Here is a 23,850-nt window from a genome sequence, read left to right on the forward strand (position 1 = left end):
CCAGCCCGCCCGGCTACAGATCCAACAGCGCGGTCTCCGGCGACTCGATCAGATCCCGCAGCTCACACATGAACTGGGCCACCTGAGCACCATCGACAACGCGGTGGTCGAACACACAAGTCAACGTCATCGTCGGCCGTGCGACAACCTCGCCGCCGACGACCACCGGGCGCGGCTTGATCGCCCCCAGACCCAGGATCGCCGCTTCGGGATGGTTGATCACCGGCACGCCGTCGTCGACTCCCAGCGCCCCGAAGTTCGACACCGTGAACGTCGAACCGCGCAGCTCCGCGGGTGTGAGAGTGCCTTCACGTGCGCCGGTGATTAATTCCGCTACGCGGGAGGCAAGTTCGCGGGTGTTCTTGTCCTGGGCGTCGGTCACCACCGGCACCAGCAATCCACGCTCAGTGGCCGCGCCGAACCCCAGATGCACACCGCGATGCACGTGTACTTGCGGGCCTTCGCCCGAGTCGACCCACGTCGAGTTGAGAATTACGTTGTGTTTCAATGCAATAACCAGCAGCCGCAGCGTCAGCGCGAACGGTGTAATCTCGGGCGCCGCCGAAACGAACCGGTCGCGCAGCCGCAGCAGTTCGGCGCAAATTACCTCAACGCTGGCCTTTGCGGTCGGAATCTCCTTGTGGGACAACGTCATTTTTTCGGCCATCCGCGCGTGCACGCCGTGGACCGGCCGCACGTCCGGCCCGGCTCCGACGCCGCCTCGAGCAGCGGCCAGCACATCGGCCCGGGTGATCACACCGCCGGCGCCCGACCCACGCTGCAATGCGGCCAGGTCGACCGCCAACTCTTTGGCCAGCTTGCGCACTACCGGTGCCGCCAGCGGCCGGCTTGTCCGTCTACTGGTTTCGATCGCGGCGTCGGCACCGTAGCCGACCAACGTGGGGACCGCTCCTTCACCGTTAGGCTGCGCAACTGCCGTGGGCCCGGTGTCGATCCGAACTAGCTCCGCGCCCACTTTGAGCACATCGCCTTCGGCGCCGCCTAACTCGACGATCCGGCCGGCATACGGGCTGGGGATTTCGACCTCGGCCTTGGCGGTCTCCACCGAACACAGCGTCTGGTTGATCTCCACATCGTCGCCGACGGCGACGCTCCAACACGTCACCGTCACTTCCTGCAGTCCCTCGCCAAGGTCGGGCACCGGGAAAGACCTGATGCTGTCCTCACCGCTCATGGCTGACGCAGCACACGTTCGACGCAGTCCAACAGCCGGTCGGGGCCGGGTAACCACAATTTTTCCAACCGCGCAGGCGGGTAGGGTGTGTCAAAACCGCAGGCACGCAACACCGGAGCCTCCAATTGGTAGAACATCTCTTCCTGGATGCGCGCGGCCAGACCGGCACCATAGCCGAGGCTGCGCGGCCCTTCGTGCATCACCACGCAACGCCCGGTGCGCTGGATCGACGCAGCAATGGTGTCGAAGTCCAGCGGCGCCAACGACCGCAGATCGATAACCTCCAGACTCCAATCATGTTGCTGCTCTGCAGTATCCGCGCTAGACAGGGCGGTGCTCACCAGGTTTCCGTACGTTACCACGGTCACATCGGTGCCGGACCGGCGCACCATCGCGTGCCCGATCGGCGGTTCCGGCCGGCTAGTGTCGACCATCCCGCGGCCGTGGTAGCGGCGTTTGGGCTCCAGATACATCACGGGGTCCGGGCAGGCGATAGCGTGCCGCAGCAGCCAGTAAGCGTCACCGGGTGTCGACGGCACCACCACCTTGAGGCCCGCGGTGTGCACCCAGTAGGACTCCGTGGAGTCCGAATGATGTTCGGCCGCACCGATACCGCCAAACGAGGGGATCCGGACGGTCACCGGCATGTCCACCTCACCGCGGGTGCGAGTCCGGTACTTGGCCAGATGGCTCACCACTTGGTCGAAAGCCGGATAGGAAAAGCCGTCGAACTGGATTTCTGGCACCGGCACAAAGCCACGTAGTGCCAACCCGACGGCTATTCCGATGATCGCGGACTCCGCCAGTGGCGTGTCGAAGCACCGGTCTGCACCGAACGTATCGGCCAGTCCCTCGGTCACCCGAAACACCCCACCCTCGACCGCGACATCCTCGCCAAACACCAATACCCGCTCGTCGGCGGCCATCGCGTCGTACAGGGCGCGGTTGATCGCCTGGACCATGGTCAACGACTGCGTGATGTCGCTCACCGCTACCGCAAGCGTCTCATCCGGCCTGGCCGGACGGTCTGCGATTTGAGTCATGCCCGCCTCCTCAGTCAGTCCGCGCCAGTTCGGCACGCAGCTGTTCGCGCTGCGCCTGCAACCCGGGTGTGATTTCGGCGTACACCGTGGTGAACACCTCATCGACGTCGAAGTCAGGCGCATCAAAGACCGCGTCGCGTAGCTCGGACCGCACGTGTTTTGCCCGAGCCGTCACCTGTTCCTCGAGGCGTTGCGACCACAGGCCCTGATCTTGTAAGTAAGTGCGATAGCGCGGAATCGGGTCCAGCGTCGCCCAGCGGTCCACCTCCTCCTGGCTGCGGTACCGGGTTGGATCATCGGCGGTGGTGTGCGGACCAAGACGGTAAGTGACCGCCTCGATCAGCGTTGGACCGTCGCCGGCCCGAGCCCGAGCGGCAGCTTCGGCCATCACCGCATAGCATGCCAGCACGTCGTTGCCGTCCACCCGGATGCCTGGCATCCCGTAGCCAATCGCCTTGTGCGCGATAGATGGTGCGGCGGTCTGCCTGGATACCGGCATCGAGATTGCCCACTGGTTGTTCTGCACGTAGAACACGCACGGTGTGGTGAACACCGCCGCGAAATTGAGCGCCTCATGTACGTCGCCCTCGCTGGTGGCGCCGTCGCCCAGAAAGGCCACCGTCACGGAGTCCTCGTCCAGGCGTTGCGCGGCCATCGCCGCGCCCACCGCGTGCAAGGTCTGGGTGCCGATGGGAACCGACATCGGTGCACAGCACTTCGTGGTGAATTGCAGCCCGCCGTGCCAGGTTCCACGCCACGCGACCCCAACATGTCCAGGCGGGATGCCACGCACTAGGTAGACGCCCAATTCTCGGTATTGGGGGAACAACCAGTCGGTTTTGCGTAGGCAAGCCGCCGCACCCACCTGCGCGGCTTCCTGCCCGCGACAGGGCGTGTACAACGCCAGCTCCCCCTGGCGCTGCAGATTGACGAATTCGGTATCCAGCTCGCGGGTGACCACCATCATCTCGTAGAGCCAACGCAGCGTTTCCTCAGGAAGGTCACGGTGGTAGCGGCGTTCGGCCGTCGGCGTACCGTCCGGGCCGACGAGTTGCACCGGCTCAAGATCGACAGACATCAACATCCCAGATGGCCTCCGAGAACCCTCCCCCATACCGTCTCCTCAGCTCGCGATCACAACGCGGTTACGCGTCAGAAGATGCCGTGCGTTCCATCCTTAGCGTCGGCGCTGGTGGTGCGGCGCTCACAGCACATCCCGCCTGGGAAACCGCTGCGAGCCGAAGTTGATCGCCGGCCGCACCAAAGCTTCCGCTCGCCGCAACACTGGCGCTTCCTCCATTATGCCCCCAAATGTGAAGAGTCCGGACCGATCGCGAACGCATCGCAACCGTGTCGCGGGGGATCTGCGCCCTCATTCGGAGGTGGCTTCCCCGGCTCGCCGCAACATCGTTTCCGCGTGCGTGAGCACTGGAGAGTCGACCATCTGGCCTTCGAACGCGAACGCCCCACGCTCGCTTCGCGACGCGGCCAAAACCCGCCGAGCCCAGGCCAGCTTCTCGTGGCTGGGTCGATAGGCCTTGCGCACCACCGGGATCTGACTCGGGTGAATGCACACGGTCACGTCAAAGCCCACCGCCGCGGCGTCTCTGGCCTCTTCCTGCAAGCCCTCGACATCGAGGATATCCAGATGTACGGCATCGAGCGCGAGACGGCCGAACGCGGACGCGGCGAGCAGGATGGTCGAGCGGACATGTCGGGCCACGTCACGATAGGCACCGTCGGCCCGCCGGCTCGAGCTACCGCCAAGGGTGGCGATCAAGTCTTCGGCACCCCACATCATTCCCACGGTGGGATCGGCCGCGGCGATTTCGGCGGCGCACACGGCACCGCGCGCGGTCTCCACCAGCGCGATGACATCACGCGGCGCAAGCTCGATGACTTGGGCCGCCGATTCGGCCTTGGGCAGCATCACCGTGGTATAGGCGGTGCCTGCGAGGGCCTCCAGATCGCGGGCCTGATCAGCAGTACCGCCCGCATTGATACGCACCACCGTGCGTTCCGGGTCCAGCGGGGTGTCCCGCAACGCATTGCGCGCGGCAGGCTTCTGCGCCTCGGCCACGCCGTCCTCGAGGTCGAGAATCACCACGTCGGCCGCGGCGGCAGCCTTCGCAAAGCGTTCCGGACGATCGGCAGGGCAGAACAGCCACCCCGGACCGGCGGCACGCAGGTTCATTGCGCCTCCTTAATGGACTGCTTTTGGACCAGCGTCGTGCGCACCGCGCGGGCCACCACCTCACCGTGCTGGTTGCGGGCGATGTGCTCGAGTGTGACGATGCCCTCGCCGGGCCGGCTTTTCGACTCACGTTTACCGGTACAGACGGTCTCTGCATAAAGCGTGTCGCCGTGGAAGACCGGTTTGGGAAACGACACCTCGGAGAAGCCGAGGTTGGCCACGATGGTGCCCAACGTCAACTGCGCAACCGACAGACCGACCATCGTCGAGAGAGTGAACATCGAGTTCACCAGCCGCTCGCCCCGAAAACCCGGCTGCTGCCCAGCCCACGCCGCGTCGAGGTGCAGTGACTGGGTGTTCATCGTCAGCGTGGTGAACAACACGTTGTCGGCCTCGGTGACCGTGCGGCCGGGCCGGTGCAGGTATGTGGTGCCGATCTGGAACTCTTCAAACCACAAGCCTCGTTGAAGAATCCTTCTGCCGACTGTGGATCCTGCGACGCGACACGCCGATACGGCGTCGTCAGATTCACGGTCGCCGGCGTGCTTTGTCACTGCAGTCCCAACGATCGCGCGATAAGCATCAGCTGCACTTCCGTGGTGCCCTCACCAATCTCGAGCACCTTGCTGTCGCGGTAATGACGCGCCACCGGATATTCGTTCATAAAGCCGTATCCGCCGTGTATCTGGGTGGCATCGCGGGAGTTGTCCATCGCCGCCTCCGAGGAGATCATCTTCGCGATCGCCGCCTCCTTCTTGAAGGGCTTGCCCGCCAACATCTTTGCGGCGGCATCATAGTACGCTGTGCGGGCAACATGGGCGCGTGCCTCCATCCGCGCGATCTTGAAGCCGATCGCCTGATAAGCGCCGATCGGCTGGCCAAACGACTGACGCTGGTTGGCGTACTTGACGCTCTCGTCAACACAGCCCTGCGCCGCGCCGGTGGCCAGCGCTGCAATCGCAATCCGGCCCTCGTCCAGGATGGACAAGAAGTTGGCATAGCCGCTCCCCCGGGCTCCCAGCAGGTTCTCCCTCGGGACCCGCGCATCGGCAAATGTCAGTGGGTGGGTGTCCGAGGCGTTCCAGCCGACCTTGTTATAGACCGGTTCCACGGTGAATCCCGGTGTGCCGCTGGGCACGATGATCGTCGAAATCTCTTTCTTGGCATCCGCAGCGGTTCCGGTGGTCCCGGTAACCGCAGTGACGGTGACCAGCGATGTGATGTCGGTGCCCGAGTTGGTGATAAATTGCTTGGAGCCGTTGATGATCCACTCGTCACCTTCGAGACGCGCCGTGGTGCGGGTGCTGCCCGCGTCCGATCCCGCTCCCGGCTCGGTGAGACCAAAACCGGCGAGCGCACGGCCAGACGTCAAGTCGGGCAACCACTTCTGTTTCTGCTCCTCGGTACCGAACCGGTAGATCGGCATCGCACCCAGGCCCACCGCGGCCTCCAGCGTGATCGCTACCGATTGGTCAACCTTGCCCAGCTCCTCAAGTACCAGCGACAGCGCGAAGTAGTCGCCGCCCATGCCGCCGTACTCCTCCGGAAACGGCAGCCCGAACAGGCCCATCTCTCCCATCTTGGCGACAATTTCGTATGGGAAGCTGTGTTCCGCATCGTGTTTGGCCGATACCGGCGCGACCACGGTGCGCGCAAAATCGGCCACCGTATCCCGAAGATCTTGGTATTCCTTGGGTAATATCCCCCCAGAAATCGTTGTAGTCGTTGTGGTCATGATCCTAGTCCTTGATCCTCGCCAGTACCTGTTCGACTTTCACCTGATCGCCAACGGACACCAACACCTGTACCCGTCCCGAAACCGGCGCCTCCAGCGAGTGCTCCATCTTCATCGCTTCCACCACCACCACCACATCACCCGCAGAGATCTGGGAGCCGGACTCGACCTGCACGGCGATCACGCTGCCAGGCATAGGGCTGACGACCTCCGCCGGCCGCGCACCCACGGCGCGGTGAATCTTGTGCTCCTCGGCCTCGCGCAGGTGCCAAGTCCCGCGCTCGTCGGCGATCCACAGGTGCCGGTCAGCCTCTGCCCACCGATAATCCCGGCGCAGCCCGCTTATCGTCACGCTCATCTGTTCTTGGGTGACCTGCACGCTCGCACAATCGATCTCACCATCGCCAACCTGAACCTGCGCCGACTCGGGTGGCCCCCACACCGAAACGGTCTCGCTGCGCAGCGGGGTGCGCATGGCGGTGCGGACCGGTGCCATATGGCCCCCGCCGCGCCATCCGGACGGCGCGGCCCACAGGTCGCCCTGTGCGCGCCGGGCCAGGGCCCACTGGCGGTAGAGGCCGCCGGCAGCTAGCACGTCGTCAGGCGCCGGCCGCGCAGTGAAATCGGCCGATCGCTCGTCCAGTACAGCGGTGTCCAAATCCCCGACCCGCACCCGCTCGTCGGCGAGCAGAAAGCGAAGGAACTCGACATTGGTCTGCACTCCCAGCACCGCAGTCCGCGCCAGCGCCTGGTCCAGCCGATCCAGCGCTTCCTCGCGATCGGCCCCGTGCGCAATCACCTTGGTGAGCAACGGGTCGTAATCACTGCCGACCACCGTGCCGCCTAGCAGTGACGAATCCACCCGCACCCCGGGGCCGGCGGGTTCGAACACCGCCAGCACCCGGCCGCCGGTGGGCAGGAATTCCCGCGCGGGATCCTCCGCATACACCCGAGCCTCGATCGCGTGCCCACGCAGCTCGATGTCGTTTTGGGCGAAGCCCAACTTTTCGCCCGCACCCACCCGCAACTGCCACTCGACCAGGTCCAATCCAGTAATCGCCTCGGTGACCGGGTGTTCCACCTGCAGCCGGGTATTCATCTCCATGAAAAAGAACTCGTCGGGGCGCTGCGCGGAGACGATGAACTCCACCGTGCCGGCGCCGACGTAGTCCACGCAGCGGGCGGTGTTGCAGGCCGCGACCCCGATGCGCTCGCGGGTCTGCGGGTCAAGCAGTGGCGACGGCGCCTCCTCGATAACCTTCTGGTGGCGCCGCTGGAGGCTGCACTCACGCTCACCCAGATGCACCACGTTGCCGTGAGCGTCGGCAAGCACCTGCACTTCGATGTGCCTGGGCCGCAACACAAACCGCTCCAGGAATAGCGTATCGTCCCCGAACGAAGACATGGCTTCGCGCCGGGCACTCACCAGCGCCTCAGGCAGCCGCGCCGGATCTTGCACTAACCGCATCCCTTTGCCGCCGCCGCCGGCCGACGGTTTGATCAGCACCGGATAGCCCACCTCAGCGGCAGCGGTGACCAGCGCGTCGTCCGTCAGCCCGGCGCGCGCCACACCGGGCACCACCGGAACATCGAAAGCGGCGACCGCGTTCTTGGCGGCGATCTTGTCGCCCATCACCTCGATCGCGCGCGCCGGCGGACCCAGGAACACCACCCGGGCGCGTTCACACGCCGCAGCGAAATCGGCATTCTCGGCAAGAAACCCGTAGCCCGGATGGATCGCCTGGGCTCCGGTGCGCGCCGCAGCATCGAGCACCTTGCCGATATCGAGGTAGCTTTCGCGTGCTGGGGCGGGCCCCAGCCGCACCGCAGCGTCCGCCTCCAAGACGTGGCGGGCATCGACGTCGGGGTCGCTGTAGACCGCGACCGACCGGATGCCTAGCCGGCGCAGCGTCCGAATCACCCGAACCGCGATCTCACCGCGGTTGGCCACTAGTACGGTGTCAAACATCGCCTCACATCCGGAAGACGCCGTAGCCAACCTGATCCAGCGGAGCGTGGGCACACAACGAAAGGGCAAGCCCAACAACCGTTCTGGTGTCCGCAGGGTCTATGATACCGTCATCCCACAGCCGGGCAGTTGAATAGTAGGGGTTACCCTGGTCTTCGTACTGCGCTCGGATGGGCGCCTTGAACGCTTCCTCCTCGTCGGGTGACCAGGGTGTGCCGGCCGCGGACAGCTGCTCGCCGCGCACGGTCGCCAACACGGACGCGGCCTGCTCACCGCCAATCACCGAGATCCGCGCGTTCGGCCACATCCACAGGAACCGGGGCGAGTACGCGCGTCCGCACATCGAATAGTTACCCGCACCATAGGATCCGCCGATCACCACGGTCAACTTGGGCACCCGCGCGCAGGCCACCGCGGTGACCATCTTGGCGCCATGCTTGGCGATTCCGCCGGCCTCGTAGTCGCGGCCGACCATGAAGCCGGCGATGTTCTGCAGGAACAGCAGCGGAATCTTGCGTTTGTCGCACAGCTCGATGAAATGCGCTCCCTTGAGCGCGGATTCGCTGAACAACACGCCGTTGTTGGCGACGATCCCGACCGGGTGGCCGTGGACGCGTGCAAACGCAGTCACCAGAGTCTTGCCGTATTTAGCCTTGAACTCGCTGAATTCGCTGCCGTCAACAATCCGCACGACGACCTCATGAACGTCGTAAGGGACCCGGGGATCCGGGGGCACCACATCGTAGAGCTCGGCCTGCGGGTACTTGGGCTCGACCGAACGGCGCACATCCCATTGGGCGGGTTCGCACGGGCCGAAGGTGTCCGCGATCGCGCGCACGATCCGCAGCGCGTCCTCGTCGTCGTCAGCCAGATGGTCGGTGACACCGGACGTGCGCGAGTGCAAGTCGCCACCGCCAAGTTCCTCGGCCGAGACGATCTCGCCGGTGGCCGCCTTCACCAGTGGCGGACCGCCGAGGAAGATCGTGCCCTGCTCACGGACGATGACGGCCTCGTCACTCATCGCCGGCACATAAGCGCCACCCGCCGTGCAGGAGCCGAGAACCGCCGCCACCTGCGGAATGCCCTTGGCGCTCATCGTCGCCTGGTTGTAGAAGATCCGCCCGAAATGCTCGCGGTCGGGAAACACCTCGTCTTGGCGGGGCAGGAAGGCGCCGCCGGAGTCGACCAGATAGATGCACGGCAGCATATTCTGCAGCGCGACCTCCTGGGCGCGCAGGTGCTTCTTGACCGTCATCGGGTAGTAGGTACCGCCCTTGACCGTCGCGTCGTTGGCGACGATCACGCACTGGCGTCCGGATACCCGGCCGATCCCGGTGATGATTCCCGCGCCCGGGGATTCGTCGCCGTACATGCCGCCAGCGGCCAGCGGAGCCAGCTCGAGGAAAGGGCTGCCCGGGTCGAGCAGGCGGTCCACCCGTTCGCGGGGCAACAGCTTGCCGCGGCTGACGTGGCGTTTCCGGGCGCGTTCGTTGCCGCCCAGGGCGGCGGCGGCGAGCTTATTGTTCAATTCCGCCACCAGCCGGCGGTGCTCGTCGGCGAACGAGGGGGCTATTGCTATCGACGGGGTGGTCACTGGGTCGCCAGGTCCCGAAGCACAAGGGGCGGTTGAGTCTTCGCGACTACCTCGTCGACCGACACGCCAGGAGCGGTCTGGACCAGGTGCAGGCCGTCAGCGCAGACATCGATGACCGCGAGTTCAGTGACAATGCGGTCGACGCAGCCCACACCGGTCAACGGCAATGTGCACCGCTCTAGGATCTTGGGGCTACCGTCCTTGGCGGTGTGCTCCATCATCACGATCACCTTGCGAGCGCCGTGTACCAGATCCATCGCGCCGCCCATGCCCTTGACCATCTTGCCGGGGATCATCCAGTTGGCTAGGTCACCGGTGACCGAAACCTGCATCGCGCCAAGCACTGCGACATCAAGGTGGCCGCCGCGGATGATTCCGAACGAAGTCGACGAGCTGAAGAATGCGGCACCCGGCAGCGTGGTGACCGTCTCCTTGCCCGCGTTGATCAAATCGGCATCCACGTCCTCCCGCCGCGGGTAGGGGCCGACGCCGAGGATGCCGTTCTCCGAGTGCAGGACGACATGGACGCCGTCGGGAATGTGGTTGGGAATCAGGGTGGGCATGCCGATGCCAAGGTTGACATACTGACCGTCTTCGAACTCCGCGGCCACCCGTGCGGCCATCTCGTCTCGGCTCCAGCCCGGGGCGCTCATTGCCGCACCGTCTCCCTCTCGATCTTCTTGGCGGGGTTGGGCACATGAACCACCCGGTGCACAAACACGCCCGGGGTGTGTACGGTGGCAGGGTCGATCTCACCCGGCTCGACCAAGTGCTCGACCTCGGCGATCGTGATCCTGCCTGCGGATGCGCACTCCGGGTTGAAGTTGGCCGCGGCGTGGCGGTACATCAGGTTGCCGTGCCGGTCCCCCTGCCAGGCATGCACCAGTGCGAAGTCGGTCCGGATCCCCCGCTCGAGGACATAGGTGACACCATCGAACTCCCGAGTCTCCTTGGCCGGCGACACCACCGCCACCCCGCCCGAGGCGTCGTAGCGCCACGGCAACCCGCCGTCGGCGACCTGGGTACCGACCCCTGCCGGTGTATAGAAGGCCGGTATGCCCATCCCTCCGGCCCGCAACCGCTCGGCCAGCGTGCCCTGCGGGGTCAGTTCCACCTCGAGCTCGCCCGCGAGGAACTGGCGGGCGAACTCCTTGTTCTCCCCCACGTAGGAGGAGACTGTCCGGCGAATTCGCTTGTGTTGCAACAATAGTCCCAGACCAACACCGTCGATTCCGCAGTTGTTCGAGACTGTTTCCAGGTCGGTGACACCGCTATCCACCAACGCTGCGATCAGTGCTTCGGGGATGCCGCAAAGCCCGAATCCACCAACCGCAAGCGACGACCCGTTGGCTATGTCTGCGACCGCCTCCGCGGCGGTGGCCACCACCTTGTCCATACCGCAGAGCCTCCTAGCATTTCAGTTAATTATCATTAACTGAGGTGAGAATACCATTGCCCCCGCGGTGCGTCTAGGGACCTCACTGTTGGCCGCGGAGGTATTCGAGCGCCTGTTGTCGCATCTCCACTTTGCGTACTTTGCCGGTGACGGTCATCGGGAACTCGTCGACGATCCACAGGTACCGCGGGATCTTGAATCGCGCGATGCGGCCCATGCAGTACTCGCGCAGCCGCTCGATGGTCAGTTCCGGCGCGTCGTTTCTCAGCTTGACCACCGCCATGAGCTCTTCGCCGTATTTGGCGTCGGGCACCCCGATGACGTGACCGTCGACAATATCGGGATGCGTGTGGAGGAGTTCCTCGATCTCCCGCGGCGAGATGTTCTCGCCGCCCCGGACGACGAGGTCTTTGATCCGGCCGGCGATCCGCACGTACCCGGACGGGTCCATCTCAGCCAGATCTCCGGTGTGCATCCAGCCGTCGGCGTCGATCACCTCCGCAGTCTTCTGCGGGTCATTCCAGTACCCGGCCATCACCGAATAGCCTCGCGTGCAGAACTCGCCGACCACCCCGCGCGGGACCGTCTCGCCCGTGGCCGGATCCACCACCTTGATCTCAAGGTGTGGACCCACCCGACCGACCGTGCCGACCCGTCGATCCACCGAGTCGTCGGCGCGCGTCTGCGTGGAAACCGGTGACGTTTCGGTCATTCCATAGCAGATCGAGACCCCGGGCATATGCATGCGTGAGATCACCTTGCGCATCACCTCGACCGGGCACGCGGCGCCGGCCATAATCCCGGTGCGCAGACTGCCCAGTTCGTAGTCGGTGAAGTCCGGCAGGCCCAGCTCGGCGATGAACATCGTCGGCACGCCGTACAAGCTGGTGCATCGCTCGTCCTGCACCGCGCGCAGCGTGGCCGCAGGGTCAAAGCCCGGCGCCGGGATCACCATGGCCGCCCCGTGACTGGTGGCCGCCAGATTTCCCATTACCATGCCGAAGCAGTGGTAGAAGGGCACCGGGATGCAAATCCGATCTTGTGCGGTGTACCCGAGCAGCTCGCCCACCAGGTAGCCGTTGTTGAGGATATTGCGGTGGCTTAGCGTGACACCCTTCGGGTATGCCGTTGTGCCGGAGGTGTATTGGATGTTTACCGGATCACTGCCGTCTAGCCTCGCCGCGGTCTGCTGCAGCGCAGGCAGATCGGGCTCGGCACCCGCCAGCGCGTCCCAGCGATCGCTTTCCAGCAAAATCACGTCGGCCAGATCGGGGCATCGCGGCCCAACCTCGGCCAGCATCGCGGCATAGTCCGCATCCTTGAAACTCGCTACGGCAATCACCATCGCGACACCGGACTGCCTAAGCGCATACTCCACTTCGCGGACCCGATAGGCGGGGTTTATGGTCACTAGGATCGCGCCGATCTCAGCGGTCGCGTACTGGACGAGCACCCACTCCCACCGGTTCGGTGCCCAGATGCCGACCCGATCGCCCGGGCCGATCCCCGCCCGCACCAGCCCCGTCGCCAGCCGGTGCACGTCAGTCAGCAGTTCGCTGTAATTGAACCGTCGCCGGGCCACCATGTCCACGAGTGCTTCCCGATGTCCGTACCTGGCAGCGGTCGCTGCGAGGTTGGCGCCGATGGTCGACTCGAGCAATGATGGCGCACTCGGACCGCGATCATAGGAAAGCCGATTGGGGTCTACGACTTCCGCGGCTGCCACGGTTCCTCCGCCTGGTGCCTACCGCATGTCTGACTCGCGTTAACATCGAATAGCTCGTGCTACGTTAGTGACGATTAACCGAAGTGTCCAGCATGAGTCGTGTACGGAGACCGTCGTGACAGCGTCCGCCCCGGACGGTCGGCCCGGCCAGCCCGAGGCCACAAATCGTCGCAGTCAGCTGAAGTCCGACCGACGATTCCAACTCTTGGCAGCCGCCGAACGATTGTTTGCCGAACGAGGATTCCTGGCGGTGCGACTGGAGGACATCGGCGCCGCCGCGGGCGTCAGCGGTCCGGCCATCTACCGACACTTCCCCAACAAAGAGTCGCTGCTGGTGGAATTGCTGGTCGGCGTCAGTGCGCGACTTCTTGCCGGCGCACGCGATGTGACGACCCGCAGCGCTAACTTGGCCGCGGCACTGGATGGCCTCATCGAGTTTCACCTTGACTTCGCACTCGGCGAAGCAGACCTCATCCGGATCCAGGACCGGGACCTAGCGCACCTGCCGGCCGTCGCTGAGCGGCAGGTGCGTAAGGCCCAGCGACAGTACGTGGAGGTCTGGGTCGGGGTGCTGCGCGAGCTGAACCCAGGCCTGGCCGAAGCCGACGCCCGGCTGATGGCCCACGCCGTGTTCGGACTGCTGAACTCCACCCCGCATAGCATGAAAGCGGCCGACAGCAAGCCGGCACGGACGGTGCGTGCACGCGCCGTCCTACGGGCGATGACGGTCGCCGCGCTATCGGCCGCGGATCGTTGTCTATAGCTCGCCAGGCTGCGATGTCGCCGGGTACATCAGCGCACCCGCACCCAGCGCGGGTACCCTGCATGCCATGAGGTGGACATGAACGATCCACGTCGCCCCCAGCGGTTTGGTCCCCCTCTATCCGGGTACGGGCCGACCGGACCGCAGGTTCCCCCCAATCCGCCGACCGCCGACCCGGCTTACGCCGACCAGTCGCCGTATGCATCCACGTACGGCGGTTACGTTTCCCCGCCGTGGTCTCCAGGAGGGCCCCCGCCAAGGCCTCCCCAGTGGCCCCCAGGCCCCCACGAGGCCAGTCCGACCCAACAGCTGCCGCAGTACTGGCAATACGACCAGCCCCCACCGGGCGGATTTCCCCCCGACGGGCTGACTCCCCCGCCACCGCAAGGGCCGAGAACGCCGCGCTGGTTGTGGTTCGCCGCCGGCTCAGCCGTGCTGCTCGTCGTCGCGTTGGTCATCGCACTGGTTATCGCCAACGGCTCGGTCAAAAAGCAAACCGCGATCGAGCCGTTACCCCCCATGCCCGGGCCTAGCCCGACACGTCCGACCACGACCACACCGACCCCACCCTCACCCAGCGCCGCACCGGCACCGACAACTACGACCGGTACGCCCAGTGAGACGGTCGCCGGCGCGATGCAAACCGTTGTCTACGACGTCACGGGGGAAGGCCGGGCAATCAGCATCACGTACATGGATAGCGGCAACGTCATACAGACCGAGTTCAACGTCGCCCTGCCGTGGCGGAAAGAGGTCAGCCTGTCAAAGTCGTCCTTGCATCCCGCTAGCGTCACGATCGTCAACATCGGCCACAACGTCACCTGCTCGGTCACCGTGGCCGGGGTTCAGGTACGCCAGCGCACCGGGGCGGGGTTGACCATCTGCGACGCTCCCAGCTAGGAGGATTGCGCCGTCGTCAGCGCACCGCCGTGCCGCGACACCTGTACCCGCAGCATGAGCAGCAGGCCGGTTGTCAACACGAGGCACACGCCGCCGAGCCCGGCACGGACCGTGTGGAACACGTCGACGAAGACCGAAAACAACCACGGCCCCAGAAACGACACCGCCCGGCCGGTCATCGTGTAGAGCCCAAAGGCCACACCCTCCTTGCCGTGCTGCGCCATATGCAGCAGCAGAGCGCGTGCCGACGACTGCGCCGGCCCGATGAACACACACAACAGCAGCCCGCACGCCCAGAACGCCGTTGGGCCCGACAACGTCAGCAACGTGAGCGCCGCGGCGATGATGGCGGCCAGTGATCCGACGATGACCGGTTTGGACCCGATCCGGTGGTCGACGAACCCACCCAGCACGGCCCCCACCGCAGCCACCACGCTTGCGGCCGCACCAAAGATCAGGACATCGGCCTGGGTGAGCCCGTATGCGTTGACGCCAAGTACCGCGCCGAAGGCGAAAATGGCCGCCAGCCCGTCGCGGAATATCGCGCTGGCCACCAGGAAGTAGACCAAGTTGCGGTCGCGCCGCCACTCCGCGCTGATCTCCGTCCACAGCTTGCGGTAGCCGCCCAGCAGGCCGGTCGAAGGATGAGACGCCGCACCGGAATCGGGTAGTCGGTGCGCGACCAACAACAATGGCAGGCCCAGCAACGCCAACCAGGCCGCCGCAACCAGCATCGCCATTCGCACGTTGAGTCCGTTCGCGACGGGTAGCTGCAGCAGGCCGCGCTGCGAACCGCTACCTGACATGAAACCCAGATAGATCACCAGCAAGAGCGCGACGCTGCCGACATAGCCCGACGCCCAACCGAAGCCGGAGATCCGGCCCGCCGTGCTGGGTGTGGACAGTTGGCGCAGCATCGCGTTGTACGGAACGCTGGACAAATCGCTGGACGCCGCGGTGGCCGCGAGCAAAACCAGCCCGGCCCACAGGTAGCGGGGGTCGTCGCGGATCAGGAACATTGCGCAGGTCAGCGCGACCGCGGTGCCGGTCAGCACAGACAGTGCCACCCGACGGCGGTGCGGAGACTCCACCCACACGCCGACGACGGGCGCCAGCACCCCGATGGTCAACCCGGCGACCGCCCCCGCACGACCCAACCAACTCGCCGGTGAAGTGCCGCCCGGCAGACCCTGACCCACGGCGCTGGTCAGGTAGACGGAGAACACAAAGGTTGTCACGATCGCGTTCAGACCGGTGGAACCGCAATCCCACATGGCCCACGCCACCACCCGGAAGTGCAGGAGGGTGCCCGCGCGCGACCCCGGGTTATTCATGTCCGGCACTTTATTGCTTTTGGCAGCGACCCGCTGCGCCCGGCTCCGCCGCGCTCGCGATCGCTACGTGTCTACGATTGGCGCATGCCGATACCCGCGCCCAGCCCCGACGCACGTGCCGTTGTCACCGGGGCTTCGCAGAACATCGGCGCGGCGCTGGCCACCGAACTGGCCGCACGCGGGCACCACCTGATCGTCACCGCACGACGCGAGGACGTGTTGACCGAGTTGGCTGCCCGGCTGGCCGACAAGTACCGTGTCACGGTCGACGTGCGACCGGCCGATCTGGCCGATCCGCAAGAACGATCGAAACTGGCCGACGAGCTGGCTGCCCGGCCCATCTCGATCCTGTGCGCCAACGCGGGTACCGCGACATTCGGCCCGATCGCATCGCTCGATCTTGCCGGCGAAAAGACGCAGGTGCAGTTGAATGCCGTGGCGGTGCACGACCTTACGTTGGCGGTGTTGCCGGGCATGATCGAGCGCAAGGCCGGCGGCATCTTGATTTCTGGTTCGGCGGCCGGCAATTCACCGATTCCCTACAACGCCACCTATGCCGCGACCAAGGCCTTCGTGAACACCTTCAGCGAATCTCTGCGCGGTGAGCTACGCGGCTCCGGCGTGCACGTCACGGTGCTGGCCCCGGGCCCGGTTCGCACCGAGCTACCGGATGCCTCCGAAGCGTCACTGGTCGAGAAGCTGGTGCCGGACTTCCTGTGGATCTCGACGGAGCACACCGCCCGGGTATCGCTGAATGCCTTGGAGCGCAACAAGATGCGCGTCGTTCCGGGTCTGACGTCAAAGGCGATGTCGGTGGCCAGCCAATACGCTCCGCGCGCCATCGTGGCGCCAATCGTGGGTGCCTTTTACAAAAGGCTTGGGGGCAGCTAGGCATCACTTCCGGCGGCGGCGCCCGGTGCCGAAGATGCTGCGGGTGATCTCGCGTGCGGTGGTGTTGAGGACGCTCTTGACGGTCGGATTCTTGAGTATCTCCTCCCACACCGCGGGGCCCTGCGGCTCCACCGGAGCGGGCATCGGCGGAACTTCAAAATCGTCCGGCCAGGGCAGCGGATCGTACTGCCCCCTTGGGGCTGGGGCCTCCTGGGCCGGGGCCTCTTGCGCCGGCGCGAGTTTGGCGCTCAGTATCTCGTGGGCTGACGGGCGGTCGATGGTCTGGCCATATACGGCCTGCAACGAGCTTGCCTGGGCCGCGGCGCCAATCGCTTCGGCTCCGATCGCGGCCATCAGCGACCGTGGCGCTCGCATCCTGGTCCAGGCGACCGGCGTCGGTGCGCCCTTCTCCGATAGCACGGTGACGACGGCCTCGCCGGTGCCCAGCGACGTCAGCGCGGACTCCAAGTCGTAGACATCGGTTTTCGGGTAGGTGCGCACGGTCTTGCGCAGCGCCTTGTGGTCGTCGGGGGTAAACGCGCGCAGCGCGTGCTGAATTCGGGCTCCCAGCTGGGAGAGGACATCGTTGGGTAGATCCGTGGGCAGCTGGGTGCAGAAGAACACCCCAACACCCTTGGAACGGATCAGCTTCACGGTCTGCTCGACCTGCTCGAGAAAGGCCTTCGAGGCATCGGTGAACAACAGGTGCGCCTCGTCGAAAAAGAACACCAGTTTGGGCTTGTCCAGGTCACCCACCTCGGGCAGGAAGGTAAACAGGTCCGCCAGCACCCACATCAGAAAAGTGGAGAACATCGCCGGGCGCAACGCCTGGCTCCCGAACTCCAGCAACGAGATGATGCCCCGACCCTGGCTGTCGACGCGCAGCAGGTCCTCGGGCCTCAGTTCGGGCTCACCGAAGAATGTGTCGGCACCTTCGGCTTCCAGGTTGACCAAAGCCCGCAGGATGACCCCGGCCGTCGTGGGCGACACCGCCCCAAGGGATTTCAGCTCTACCTTGCCCTCATCACTGGTCAGATGGGTAATGACCGCCCGCAGATCCTTCAGGTCCAGCAGCGGAAGTCCTCGTTGGTCGGCCCAGTGAAAGATCAGGCCCAGTGTAGATTCCTGGGTAGCGTTGAGCCCCAACACCTTTGCCAGCAGAATCGGGCCGAAGCTGGAGATGGTCGCACGCACCGGAACCCCGACGCCACTGGCACCCAGCGACAGGAACTCCACCGGGAAGGCCGTCGGCACCCAGTCGTCACCGGTGTCTTTCGCACGGGCGGCCGTCTTGTCGGCGGCCTCCCCCGGGCGGGCCAGACCGGACAAATCGCCCTTCACGTCGGCCATCAGCACTGCCACCCCCGCCGCACTGAGCTGTTCGGCGATCAGCTGCAGCGTCTTGGTCTTGCCGGTTCCGGTGGCCCCGGCGACCAGACCGTGCCGGTTGACGGTGGCCAGCGGAATGCGAATCTGCGCGCTCGGGTCGGGTTCGCCGTCGACGACGACGGTGCCCAACTGCAGGGCCTGGCCTTCGACGGTGTAACCCGCCGCGATCCGCTGCGCGGGCCCGCCAGGTCCACCGGCCGCCGATTCGGTGCCCATAGCTGGATCACACTACTTGCCCGGGGGAGACAGCCGCGACGGCTCGCATGCGCCTACGCTGAGCGCTGTGCAAGACGAACTGGTGTGGATCGACTGCGAGATGACCGGGCTCGATCTGGGTTCGGACAAGCTGATCGAGATAGCCGCCCTGGTCACCGATGCCGATCTGAACATTCTCGGCGACGGGGTGGACGTGGTGATGCACGCCGACGACGCCGCGCTGTCGGGCATGATCGACGTGGTCGCCGAGATGCACTCGCGGTCGGGGCTGATCGACGAGGTGAAGGCATCCACGGTCGACCTAGCGACCGCCGAGGCCATGGTGCTCGACTACATCAACGAGCACGTCAAGCAGCCCAAGACCGCCCCACTGGCCGGCAACTCGATCGCCACCGACCGCGCGTTCATCGCCCGCGACATGCCCACGCTGGACTCGTTTCTGCACTACCGAATGATCGACGTCAGCTCGATCAAGGAACTGTGCCGGCGCTGGTATCCGCGGATCTACTTCGGCCAGCCGCCCAAGGGGCTGACGCACCGGGCGCTGGCCGACATCCACGAATCCATCCGCGAACTGCGGTTCTACCGCCGCACCGCGTTCGTGCCCCAGCCCGGCCCTTCTACCAGCGAAATCGCGGCCGTCGTCGCCGAGCTTTCCGACGGGGCGGGCGCGCAGGAAGAAACAGATTCGGCCGAGGCGCCCCAGAGCGGTTAATATCGACGTCGCCGCTCATTAGCCCCCGCGGGGGCGGCCGGCGGCCATGGTGAGTGTAGTTCAGTTGGTAGAGCACCAGGTTGTGATCCTGGGTGTCGCGGGTTCGAGTCCCGTCACTCACCCCAACAGGGCGGCAGGGTGTTTATGGCCCTGGGCCCTTTGCTGTCCCCGCCGAGGGCTTGCACCTGCAACCTTCGTGTCTATGATCTGGTCCCGTGGCGAATTCGACCACTCGCCGCGACTGCACCTGGCCACCCGCTCCAACACCCGCCGGTCAAACTGCCATCGGACAGCATGTTTCCCGTCGCCAGGGCCTTGGCAGGTGTCGGTTTGCCCGGTCTATTTGCCTGCCGCGCAACTATCGCACCTCCGGCGTGGCTTGTTCGGACTCACTCGGTGTTTCGTGCCATGGTTGATGTGCAGGACGTTTGAGACCCCAACCAGCTAGACCAGGATGAGCGCTTCTGCGTCAGCCGACAAGGTCGTATGCGAGTGCTGCGAGCTCTGTGTTCCTAAACAGCTCGCGTCAGCGATTCGCAACCCATACGGACTCGTCCGTGGGTGGCGCTGTCGCATCTGTAACGAGCACCAAGGCCAGCCGGTCAAGATGGCGCAAGACCACGAAGAGGAGGTCCGCATCCGTTGGGGCGAGACGGTGGACGAACTCCACGCTGCGCTGGACCGCGCCGGGCCAAGGCCAGGGACGTGGTGTACGAGTGAAGGTTCCTCGCGTGATCCTTCGGGTGGCAGTCTAGGTGGTCAGTGCTGGGGTGTTGGTGGTTTGCTGCTTGGCGGGTTCTTCGGTGCTGGTCAGTGCTGCTCGGGCTCGGGTGAGGACCTCGAGGCCCAGGTAGCGCCGTCCTTCGATCCATTCGTCGTGTTGTTCGGCGAGGACGGCTCCGACGAGGCGGATGATCGAGGCGCGGTCGGGGAAGATGCCCACGACGTCGGTTCGGCGTCGTACCTCTCGGTTGAGGCGTTCCTGGGGGTTGTTGGACCAGATTTGGCGCCAGATCTGCTTGGGGAAGGCGGTGAACGCCAGCAGGTCGGTGCGGGCGGTGTCGAGGTGCTCGGCCACCGCGGGGAGTTTGTCGGTCAGAGCGTCGAGTACCCGATCATATTGGGCAACAACTGATTCGGCGTCGGGCTGGTCGTAGATGGAGTGCAGCAGGGTGCGCACCCACGGCCAGGAGGGCTTCGGGGTGGCTGCCATCAGATTGGCTGCGTAGTGGGTTCTGCAGCGCTGCCAGGCCGCTGCGGGCAGGGTGGCGCCGATCGCGGCCACCAGGCCGGCGTGGGCGTCGCTGGTGACCAGCGCGACCCCGGACAGGCCGCGGGCGACCAGGTCGCGGAAGAACGCCAGCCAGCCGGCCCCGTCCTCGGCGGAGGTGACCTGGATGCCCAGGATCTCTCGGTAGCCCTCGGCGTTGACGCCGGTGGCGATCAAGGTGTGCACTCCGACGACGCGGCCTGCCTCGCGCACCTTGAGCACCAGGGCGTCGGCGGCGAGGAAGGTATACGGGCCGGCATCGAGCGGGCGGGTCCGAAACGCCTCTACGGCTTCGTCGAGCTCTTTGGCCATGATCGACACTTGCGACTTGGAAAGCTTTGTCACACCAAGTGTTTCGACCAGGCGCTCCATCCGGCGAGTGGATACTCCCAGCAGGTAGCAGGTCGCCACCACGCTGGTCAGTGCGCGTTCAGCTCGCTTGCGGCGCTGCAGCAGCCAGTCCGGGAAATAGCTGCCCTGGCGCAGCTTGGGGATCGCGACGTCGATGGTTGCGGCACGGGTGTCGAAATCACGGTGGCGGTAGCCGTTGCGCTGATTGGACCGCTCATCGCTGCGTTCGCGGTAGCCCGCCCCGCACAGGGCGTCGGCTTCAGCCCCCATCAAGGCGGCGATGAACGTCGAGAGCAGCCCGCGCAGCAGATCCGGGCTCGCCTGTGCGAGTTGGTCAGCCAGAAGCTGCTCGGTGTCGATAAGATGAGAAGAGGTCATTGCGTCATTTCCTTCGATTGACTTTTGCTGGTCGTTTCGAAGGATCACGCGATGACCGCCCACTACTGGGCTACGACACGCCCACCGGCCTTACCTGCCCGTACACCACACCCCTGGACGTAACTCCGCGCCGATGACTACAAGGCAAAGATGCTGGCTGCGTTTAGGTCTCACGATGCCGTGTTAAGAGAGTTCGAAAAGCTCGGCCGCTATCATCAGTCAACCGGGCACGGCTGCCTCTGCGGCAAACGAAACTGTGCAACGCTGTCCATCATCGATAGCAACCAGATATATGGCCACATTGACCGAATGAATCGCCGCGGCGAGCTTGGCTAAGCCACAACAGAGAGAAACAAGGTGGACGACATCGCAGCATTCAAGCTCGACAGCCTGCCGGACATAACCTTCACGGTCACGCGGGCCATAAGTTCGGGTGGGGAAAATCCGGCGGGGTTTCTCAATTTCGCGGCGCGCCGAGAGCAACCGGAGATCCTGGGTGGTGGAGGCCGTCCTGGACCGGTGGGCCCGGAAGCGGTCGATACTCCACGTATTCGCGGCGGGAAGGTGCCGTTCGTCTTCCGGACGCTACCGGGTTACACCTTCTACGCCAGCCAAATCGAGCCGAGAGTGGGCGACCCGGAAGGGCCCACACTCCTGGCTGGATTCGGCAATATCCCTGAGACTTCGCAGCGGTCGCCGGGATGGATCCGCATCACCTGCAAGGGGCCAGACGACGATGAGGAGCTGGAATTCTTTGGATTCGCCGGGCCAGAGTCCTAACCAGGCGATGAACGAAGGATCGGCGACGGCTACGAACCTGGATAGGCAAGAATGGCGCACCGAAGCGTCACTCGACGTCGGCCGGCCGGAGAACGCACCACGAAACGAAACACTTGTGAGGACCAAGATTCTCCGATCTTCGGGTAGCACCCGAGAGCATGTCGTTAGGCCTGTCGGCATGGGCGCCGGCAAGGTCCTCCAGCCGGGTGATGGGCGTCGCAGAGTACAGACGTGGCTGCTGTCCGCAGGCTGAAGCGGATGAAGTGACAGCCCAGCGGCGCGGCCAGAAGCTCTCAGAAAGTCCATCCCTGCGCCTCGATATAGCCCATCAGAGTTAGCCACGGCACGCCAAGAGCGTCGCAGACATCGGGGATGCGCGGCTTTTCGATATTGCCGCTCGCAGTCTCCTGGGTAACCACCGTGGCGTTGTTCACCATCGCGAGCGCGATGACGAACGGGTCGGCGGCGCTTCGCCTGCCACCCTGCCGGACCATGTTCGGGTGCAACCGCAAGATGTGCCGCGCCGCCTGCTGGATCTGTTCATCCAGAGGACAGAACAAGCCAGTTTGCCCGTCCGCCCACCGCTTCGCGTCATCATCACGCCTGGCGAGTTCGCGCTGAACCTCATCGACCGACCTGATCTGACCGGCGCTGATCGCATCCTCAACCCGGCCCCACAGACTGCGAAACACCGCTGGCCGAAACAGATCACGCCGTCCGTTCAGGATGGCGCTGGTATCGAAGGAATAGAGCACAGCGGTTAGACCACGCTCCGCAGTTCGGCTGACTCAGCCAACTTCGGAATCTGGCTGACCTTGGCGTCGAGGTAGATCGCAGCGGTGTTGCTGTCGATGACGCGGCGGCGGTGGGCGTCGGTCACCGCCCGCACGTAGCCCTTACCGAGGTCTCGGACGGTATTGCGGTACCAGTTGCCGCCCCCAGCCGATCGAGCCCGTTCGGCCTCGTCCTCGTGAGCCGCGATGAACTCGGCGCGGCGCTGTCGGTAGACCTCGACCGGCACGATTCCAAGCGTGCTTAGCCGCCGCAGGAACGCCTCGGCACTCACGCCAAAATGCGCCGCGACCGGCCGCAGCGATTCGTAATCCCACGAAGACGGAGTCTCGCTGCGAACGATGACCTCCGGCCGCGCTCGCACCACGTCGGCAGGCATCAGCACAGCGGCGGCGATCGCGTTGCATCGAGCCTCCAGCGATCGGTCCTGGGTGCTCGGATGAGCATCGGCGATCACGTCACACAAGCCCTCGGTGTGCAGCACCACGTGCACGAACTCATGCAGCAGCGAGAACAGGCGAGGGCGGGGGTGGTCGCTGCCATTGAGCACGATCACCGGCAATTCGTCGAAATACAGACACATACCGCGCATCTCGTCGATAGCGACCTTGCCGCCGCGGGTCGCGAGCACCAGAACGCCGGACGTTTCGATGGCCGACACCCAGGCGTTCAGATGCTCGTAAGGGTCAACCGAGGCCACGGGGATAGGCAACGGGCTGACCTCGATCAAGGCCTTGCGGATTCGTGCCGCGATATCCGCGTCGGCCTCGTCGCCGGATAGGGGCAAACGCCAGGCGCCCGGTATCTCCCGGTCCTCGGCGTCGGCCAGCTCTAGCGCGAAGTCGCGTTGCGTGTGTGCGCGACGGAACTCCTCGTGAAGCCCCGGCGTCCATTGACCCGACGCGGCACCGTCCAATCGTCGGAAGTCGCGTAAGGTGTCAAACCCCTCGGGCGGCTCGGACAGGAAGAACACCGCCAGCGAGCGCTTGTAGACCTCGGCGGCCTTGCGCAGCTGCGCGATGGTTGGCACAACCTCGCCCACCTCCCAAGCCGCGACGCGATCATCAGGCAGGCCGAGTTTGCGGGCCGCGGCTACCTCGGTCAGGCCACACGACTCGCGAGCCCAACGGAGCACCGAGCTCTCCACCGAAGCGGGAATCGACCGCATGGCAATGATGATGCACCACCCCACCCACATTGGATGGCCGATACCCACGCT

At 65.2% G+C, this 23,850-nt stretch carries 21 protein-coding genes and 1 tRNA gene; 6 read left to right on the forward strand and 16 right to left on the reverse strand.

Annotated features, from left to right (window positions below; translation table 11 throughout):
* Positions 1 to 13 precede the first annotated feature (13 nt).
* The 11 genes from FF952_RS13255 to FF952_RS13305 all read right to left on the reverse strand — a co-directional run bounded on the left by FF952_RS13255 (position 14) and on the right by FF952_RS13305 (position 12,852).
* Entirely contained in the window at positions 14 to 1,195 is a 1,182-nt protein-coding gene (locus FF952_RS13255) for a dihydrolipoamide acetyltransferase family protein (protein WP_003899351.1), read from the reverse strand.
* Positions 1,192 to 2,238, reverse strand: coding sequence for a 3-methyl-2-oxobutanoate dehydrogenase subunit beta (gene bkdB / locus FF952_RS13260; RefSeq protein ID WP_003412757.1), 1,047 nt, complete (start codon positions 2,236 to 2,238; stop codon positions 1,192 to 1,194). The genes FF952_RS13255 and bkdB overlap by 4 nt, the downstream gene beginning before the upstream one ends.
* A 10-nt stretch (positions 2,239 to 2,248) precedes the next feature.
* The gene (gene pdhA, locus FF952_RS13265; RefSeq protein ID WP_003412761.1) at positions 2,249 to 3,352 is read right to left on the reverse strand and encodes a pyruvate dehydrogenase (acetyl-transferring) E1 component subunit alpha; all 1,104 of its coding nucleotides are present in this window, start codon (positions 3,350 to 3,352) and stop codon (positions 2,249 to 2,251) included.
* Positions 3,353 to 3,610: 258 nt separating this feature from the next.
* Complete coding sequence (citE, locus tag FF952_RS13270; protein ID WP_003412766.1) at positions 3,611 to 4,432, reverse strand: citrate (pro-3S)-lyase subunit beta; 822 nt, start codon at positions 4,430 to 4,432, stop codon at positions 3,611 to 3,613.
* Positions 4,429 to 4,986, reverse strand: a complete 558-nt coding sequence (locus FF952_RS13275; protein WP_003412768.1) for a MaoC family dehydratase — start codon at positions 4,984 to 4,986, stop codon at positions 4,429 to 4,431. The genes citE and FF952_RS13275 overlap by 4 nt, the downstream gene beginning before the upstream one ends.
* Complete coding sequence (locus FF952_RS13280) at positions 4,983 to 6,167, reverse strand: acyl-CoA dehydrogenase family protein (RefSeq protein ID WP_003412771.1); 1,185 nt, start codon at positions 6,165 to 6,167, stop codon at positions 4,983 to 4,985. The genes FF952_RS13275 and FF952_RS13280 overlap by 4 nt, the downstream gene beginning before the upstream one ends.
* A gap of 4 nt (positions 6,168 to 6,171) precedes the next feature.
* Positions 6,172 to 8,136 carry an acetyl/propionyl/methylcrotonyl-CoA carboxylase subunit alpha gene (locus FF952_RS13285; RefSeq protein WP_020824551.1) on the reverse strand — a complete coding sequence of 655 codons (1,965 nt, stop codon included), beginning with the start codon at positions 8,134 to 8,136 and terminating at the stop codon, positions 6,172 to 6,174.
* A 4-nt stretch (positions 8,137 to 8,140) separates the two neighbouring features.
* Positions 8,141 to 9,730 carry an acetyl-/propionyl-CoA carboxylase subunit beta gene (locus tag FF952_RS13290; protein ID WP_003903911.1) on the reverse strand — a complete coding sequence of 530 codons (1,590 nt, stop codon included), beginning with the start codon at positions 9,728 to 9,730 and terminating at the stop codon, positions 8,141 to 8,143.
* A complete protein-coding gene (locus FF952_RS13295; protein ID WP_003412782.1) occupies positions 9,727 to 10,383 on the reverse strand; it encodes a CoA transferase subunit B in 657 nt (218 codons plus the stop codon). Before FF952_RS13295 ends, FF952_RS13290 begins: the two co-directional genes overlap by 4 nt.
* Complete coding sequence (locus tag FF952_RS13300; protein ID WP_003412786.1) at positions 10,380 to 11,126, reverse strand: CoA transferase subunit A; 747 nt, start codon at positions 11,124 to 11,126, stop codon at positions 10,380 to 10,382. Before FF952_RS13300 ends, FF952_RS13295 begins: the two co-directional genes overlap by 4 nt.
* A gap of 82 nt (positions 11,127 to 11,208) precedes the next feature.
* Complete coding sequence (locus tag FF952_RS13305; RefSeq protein ID WP_003899357.1) at positions 11,209 to 12,852, reverse strand: AMP-binding protein; 1,644 nt, start codon at positions 12,850 to 12,852, stop codon at positions 11,209 to 11,211.
* Between the two features lie 115 nt (positions 12,853 to 12,967).
* Between FF952_RS13305 and FF952_RS13310 the strand changes: the two genes are divergently transcribed.
* Positions 12,968 to 13,615, forward strand: coding sequence for an SACE_7040 family transcriptional regulator (locus FF952_RS13310; RefSeq protein WP_003412790.1), 648 nt, complete (start codon positions 12,968 to 12,970; stop codon positions 13,613 to 13,615).
* Between the two features lie 78 nt (positions 13,616 to 13,693).
* Positions 13,694 to 14,515 (forward strand): MmpS family transport accessory protein, encoded by an 822-nt coding sequence (locus FF952_RS13315; RefSeq protein ID WP_003412795.1) that lies wholly within the window; start codon positions 13,694 to 13,696, stop codon positions 14,513 to 14,515.
* Here FF952_RS13315 and FF952_RS13320 read toward each other — a convergent pair.
* Positions 14,512 to 15,849 (reverse strand): MFS transporter, encoded by a 1,338-nt coding sequence (locus tag FF952_RS13320; protein WP_003412798.1) that lies wholly within the window; start codon positions 15,847 to 15,849, stop codon positions 14,512 to 14,514. The genes FF952_RS13315 and FF952_RS13320 overlap by 4 nt on opposite strands.
* 84 nt (positions 15,850 to 15,933) lie before the next feature.
* On the opposite strand from FF952_RS13320, the gene cmrA reads away from it, so the two are divergent.
* Positions 15,934 to 16,740, forward strand: a complete 807-nt coding sequence (gene cmrA, locus FF952_RS13325) for a mycolate reductase (RefSeq protein WP_003412799.1) — start codon at positions 15,934 to 15,936, stop codon at positions 16,738 to 16,740.
* Between the two features lie 3 nt (positions 16,741 to 16,743).
* Here the strand turns inward: cmrA and FF952_RS13330 are convergent, their stop codons facing one another.
* The gene (locus FF952_RS13330) at positions 16,744 to 18,345 is read right to left on the reverse strand and encodes a helicase HerA-like C-terminal domain-containing protein (protein ID WP_003412803.1); all 1,602 of its coding nucleotides are present in this window, start codon (positions 18,343 to 18,345) and stop codon (positions 16,744 to 16,746) included.
* A gap of 67 nt (positions 18,346 to 18,412) precedes the next feature.
* Between FF952_RS13330 and orn the strand changes: the two genes are divergently transcribed.
* Positions 18,413 to 19,060 carry an oligoribonuclease gene (orn, locus tag FF952_RS13335; RefSeq protein WP_003899361.1) on the forward strand — a complete coding sequence of 216 codons (648 nt, stop codon included), beginning with the start codon at positions 18,413 to 18,415 and terminating at the stop codon, positions 19,058 to 19,060.
* 49 nt (positions 19,061 to 19,109) lie between these two features.
* Positions 19,110 to 19,185 (forward strand) — tRNA-His (locus tag FF952_RS13340).
* Positions 19,186 to 19,811: 626 nt separating this feature from the next.
* On the opposite strand, the gene FF952_RS13345 is transcribed toward FF952_RS13340, so the two are convergent.
* Positions 19,812 to 21,059 (reverse strand): IS256-like element IS1081 family transposase, encoded by a 1,248-nt coding sequence (locus FF952_RS13345; protein WP_003904572.1) that lies wholly within the window; start codon positions 21,057 to 21,059, stop codon positions 19,812 to 19,814.
* 357 nt (positions 21,060 to 21,416) lie between these two features.
* On the opposite strand from FF952_RS13345, the gene FF952_RS13350 reads away from it, so the two are divergent.
* A complete protein-coding gene (locus FF952_RS13350; RefSeq protein ID WP_003412921.1) occupies positions 21,417 to 21,839 on the forward strand; it encodes a hypothetical protein in 423 nt (140 codons plus the stop codon).
* A 293-nt stretch (positions 21,840 to 22,132) separates the two neighbouring features.
* Here the strand turns inward: FF952_RS13350 and FF952_RS13355 are convergent, their stop codons facing one another.
* Both FF952_RS13355 and FF952_RS13360 read right to left on the reverse strand, forming a co-directional pair.
* On the reverse strand, positions 22,133 to 22,594 hold the full coding sequence (locus tag FF952_RS13355) for a DUF4411 family protein (protein ID WP_003899362.1): 462 nt from the start codon (positions 22,592 to 22,594) through the stop codon (positions 22,133 to 22,135).
* 5 nt (positions 22,595 to 22,599) lie between these two features.
* On the reverse strand, positions 22,600 to 23,847 hold the full coding sequence (locus tag FF952_RS13360) for an XRE family transcriptional regulator (RefSeq protein WP_003412926.1): 1,248 nt from the start codon (positions 23,845 to 23,847) through the stop codon (positions 22,600 to 22,602).
* Between the last annotated feature and the right edge of the window lie 3 nt (positions 23,848 to 23,850).

The organism is Mycobacterium tuberculosis complex sp. N0072 (assembly GCF_030323725.1).
In the GTDB taxonomy this organism is placed as follows: domain Bacteria; phylum Actinomycetota; class Actinomycetes; order Mycobacteriales; family Mycobacteriaceae; genus Mycobacterium; species Mycobacterium tuberculosis.